Source organism: Pontibacter aydingkolensis (genome assembly GCF_019443125.1).
GTDB classification, from domain to species: domain Bacteria; phylum Bacteroidota; class Bacteroidia; order Cytophagales; family Hymenobacteraceae; genus Pontibacter; species Pontibacter aydingkolensis.
In genome coordinates this window covers 1-3,808 of the sequence record NZ_JAHYXK010000042.1, presented here as the reverse complement: position 1 = coordinate 3,808, position 3,808 = coordinate 1, and the positions used below count along the sequence as shown (strand labels likewise).

General features: G+C 42.6%; 4 protein-coding genes and 1 pseudogene. 4 read left to right on the top strand and 1 reads right to left on the bottom strand.

All coding sequences use genetic code 11. The features are described 5' to 3' along the window. Positions 1 to 418: 418 nt before the first annotated feature. The 4 genes from mtaB to K0O23_RS20020 all read left to right on the top strand — a co-directional run bounded on the left by mtaB (position 419) and on the right by K0O23_RS20020 (position 3,580). Complete coding sequence (mtaB, locus tag K0O23_RS20035; RefSeq protein ID WP_219879237.1) at positions 419 to 1,738, top strand: tRNA (N(6)-L-threonylcarbamoyladenosine(37)-C(2))-methylthiotransferase MtaB; 1,320 nt, start codon at positions 419 to 421, stop codon at positions 1,736 to 1,738. Positions 1,739 to 1,816: 78 nt separating this feature from the next. Next, positions 1,817 to 2,446 (top strand): OmpH family outer membrane protein, encoded by a 630-nt coding sequence (locus K0O23_RS20030; RefSeq protein ID WP_317195722.1) that lies wholly within the window; start codon positions 1,817 to 1,819, stop codon positions 2,444 to 2,446. 177 nt (positions 2,447 to 2,623) lie between these two features. Continuing rightward, positions 2,624 to 3,064: a GNAT family N-acetyltransferase gene (locus tag K0O23_RS20025; protein ID WP_219879236.1), complete on the top strand. Its 441-nt coding sequence runs from the start codon at positions 2,624 to 2,626 to the stop codon at positions 3,062 to 3,064. A 63-nt stretch (positions 3,065 to 3,127) separates the two neighbouring features. Continuing rightward, positions 3,128 to 3,580, top strand: coding sequence for a GNAT family N-acetyltransferase (locus K0O23_RS20020; RefSeq protein WP_219879235.1), 453 nt, complete (start codon positions 3,128 to 3,130; stop codon positions 3,578 to 3,580). Positions 3,581 to 3,694: 114 nt separating this feature from the next. Here K0O23_RS20020 and K0O23_RS20670 read toward each other — a convergent pair. Next, positions 3,695 to 3,808: pseudogene (locus tag K0O23_RS20670) on the bottom strand (IS1 family transposase); the annotation flags it as partial.

Here is a 3,808-nt window from a genome sequence, read left to right as displayed (position 1 = left end):
CACTACTTTCACACTGTGGCAGTAGGGGCAGTTTATCTGGATAGTTATCTCGCACATAACTTCCTGTAAACACCCTTGCTGTCATACTTATTCCAATATCATACATTGTAGACCACAACCAAATTGTTAAAAGGCTAGTATTTCTGGCGCAAGTGTTAAACGAAGTGTCACTTGTGACCTGCAATGATGGGAAGTCTTCAGACTTCCAAAAGCTATAGGTTATACTATACAATTTGGCTGCTTTACAATTCAACTACCCTAAGCCCTGTAGCAAGCAAGACGCAAAGTATTGCGTCTCTACGTTCCCATTAACGATCAACGAACAACTATTAACGAATAACCATCCAGCCATTTAACAATTTAGCCATTCAACCTTCAACCATTCAACAATTAAATTTCGTAACTTTGCGGTCTGATTATGAAGAAAGTAGCTTTTTATACCTTAGGCTGTAAGCTGAACTACTCCGAAACCAGCACCATCGGACGCATTTTCCAGGAGCGTGGTTTTGAGAAAGTAGAGTTTACCGATACGCCGGATATTTATGTCATCAACACTTGCTCGGTGACTGACAATGCCGATAAGAAATGTCGTAAGATCGTAAAAGAGGCCCAGAAACATTCGCCTAATGCGTTCATTACCATCGTGGGTTGCTATGCCCAGCTTAAACCCAAAGAGATTTCCGAGATACCGGGAGTAGATGCCGTATTAGGTGCTGCCGAGAAGTTTCAGTTGGTCGACATACTTGAAACCTTTGAGAAAAAGGGCAAAGCTGAAGTATACGCCAGTCCGATTTCAGAAGCAAACACGTTCCATAACTCTTATTCATTCGGAGACCGTACCCGCACATTCCTAAAAGTACAAGATGGTTGTGATTATTCCTGCTCCTTCTGTACAATTCCATTAGCGCGTGGCAGCAGCCGATCTGATAGTATAGCCAACGTAGTAAAATCAGCTAACGAGATAGCTGAGTCTGGCGTGAAGGAGATCGTGCTTACAGGGGTAAATACAGGCGATTTTGGCTTACAGGATGGGCAGCGTGTAGAATCGTTCTATGAGCTGGTACAGGAATTGGATAAGGTAGAAAGCATTGAGCGTTTCCGTATCTCTTCCATCGAGCCAAACCTGTTAAAGGACGAGATCATCCAGTTCGTATCGCAGAGCCAGCGCTTTATGCCGCACTTCCATGTGCCGTTGCAGTCTGGATCGAATAAAATTTTAAAACTGATGCGCCGCCGTTACCAGCGTGAGCTGTATGCGGATCGTGTGGCAACTATAAAAGCGCTGATGCCGCATTGCTGCATTGGGGTTGATGTTATTGTCGGCTTCCCTGGCGAAACAGAAGAAGATTTCCTGGAGACGTACAACTTCATAAACGGACTGGATGTAAGTTACCTGCACGTATTCCCTTACTCTGAGCGAGAAAACACACTTGCCCCTGATATGCCGGGCAAAGTAAGTATAAAAGACCGCAACCGCCGCGCCGATATGCTGCGCATACTTTCCGAGAAAAAGAAACGTCATTTTTACGAACAGAATATTGGCTGTGAGTTCACGGTGCTTTTCGAAGACGATGTGAAAGATGGCGTAATGGAAGGCTGGACAGAAAACTATGTGCGTGTGGCAGCCAAGTATGATCCTGTATTGGTAAACGAAACCAAGCACGTACGCCTGACAGGTTTAGACGCCAATGGCCTGATGGATGCCGAAGAAACCTATCAGGAGATACTAAAGCATTAAATAATTTAGGCTTAATCTAAAAATACCCTATATTTAGAGTTGAAAAACTTCCAACTTAGTTAAACAAATAAACTTACTGTGAAATTATTAAAACTAACCCTGGGCCTTGCTGTAGCTACAGCCACCCTGGCAGCATGCAAGCAAGATGGTGAAACAGCAACAGCTGTTACAGAAACCGGTGCTATACAAAGAACTGAAGCAGGTGTTCCTGACATTGTTTATGTTAACTCTGACTCTTTACTGGCTAATTACGAGTACTTTAAAGATGTAAGAACTAGACTACAGGGCAAGGCTGAAGCAAAAGAAAAAAGCCTGCGTTCTCAAGCCGAGTCTTTCCAGAAAGAAGTACAGCGTTTCCAGCAGCAGGCAGGCGGCATGACACAGCAGCAGGCTCAAGCCACAGAACAGCGTTTGATGCAAAAGCAGCAGCAGCTACAGGCTTTACAGCAAAGCTCCGGTAACGAGTTGATGACTGAGGAGTCTGAGGAAATGAAGAAGATCTACGACCAGGTAGAGGCTTACTTAAAGAAACTGAGCGAAGATAAAGGCTACAAGATGGTATTAACCTACCAGCGCGGAAACAGTGCCATACTTTACTCCGACTCTACCCGAGACATTACAACTGAAGTAGTATCCGGCCTGAACCAGGAATATGAAACTGAGAAAGCTGATACAACAAAGACTAAAACTCCTGCAAAAAAGAAGTAGTCTGAATAGTTTATACTTGAAAGGCGGGCCAGCAGGTCCGCCTTTTTTGTTTTATAGTTTAACCTAAAGTGTTGTTGATTATTTAATCACAACTTGTTTGCGAGAGCATCTGTTCGTATTAAAAACAAACCGTATGTTTATACTTTACTGGCAGCTACGCATAAGATGACAACCCCAATGATCAGACTTTATACCGAAAAAGACAAAGTAGAAGTAATTGAGCTACTGCGGCTGAATACGCCATTGTATTTTGCTCCGGAAGAAGAAAGCGATCTGATTCACTATCTGAATCATGAAATAGAAGATTACTTTGTTGTGGAAGAAAACGGAAGAATAGTTGGCTCAGGAGGAATTAATTACTTCCCGGATGCCGGCTTAACACGAATTTCCTGGGACATCATTCACCCGGAGTTCCAGGGCAAGGGTATTGGTAAAAAACTCCTTCTGCACAGGATAGCCAAAATAAAGAGCAATCCTTCAATTAACTTGATTCAGGTAAGAACTACCCAGTTGGTATACAAGTTTTATGGAAAAGCCGGGTTTCGCCTGGAGACAACCGAAAAAGATTTCTGGGCAAAAGGCCTCGACCTTTACCAGATGAAACTGGCTTTACACTAACCTGCCAGTTACAAGAAAGTACACTTTAAAGATTGGGCTTTATCCATTTACTATAATCTTACAATGATCTTCAGAGAAGCAAAAACTACCGATATTCCACAAATCCAAATTGTGCGGCACACTGTAAAAGAAAACGTACTGTCAAACCCTGCCCTTGTAACAGATAAAGACTGTGAAGACTATCTGATTATTCGGGGTAAAGGCTGGGTTTGTGAGATAGAACAGGAGATTGTTGGCTTTGCCATAGCAGACCTGATTGCGAATAATGTATGGGCACTTTTTTTAAACCCTGAACACGAAGGAAAAGGTATTGGAAAGAAACTCCACGATACCATGCTGAATTGGTATTTTAGCCAAACAAAAGAGACTTTATGGCTGGGAACGGAATTCAACACCAGGGCAGAGAAATTCTACCGTCTGCAGGGTTGGACAGAAGCTGGCCTGAACGGTTCCGATGAAATCAGGTTTGAAATGAGTTACGACGCCTGGAGACAACAAAAAATGGACAAAGTTTAAATTATTGGCGACTCTGGCAAAACCTGTTTAATTATATCGAGAGTAGCCAAGAAGTTACGCATTAAAGTTAATCCTATGCTTTATTGAATTTTACTATCTATTAACGGTTGTGGTCTACAATGTATGATGATTTCGGTAATAGAATATTAGCTTCATAGCATCGTAGTGGTTTTGCTCTTTTTTAGAGAAGCAGGCCGTTTTCCTGACTATTCTCCTGTTTCTTGTTCT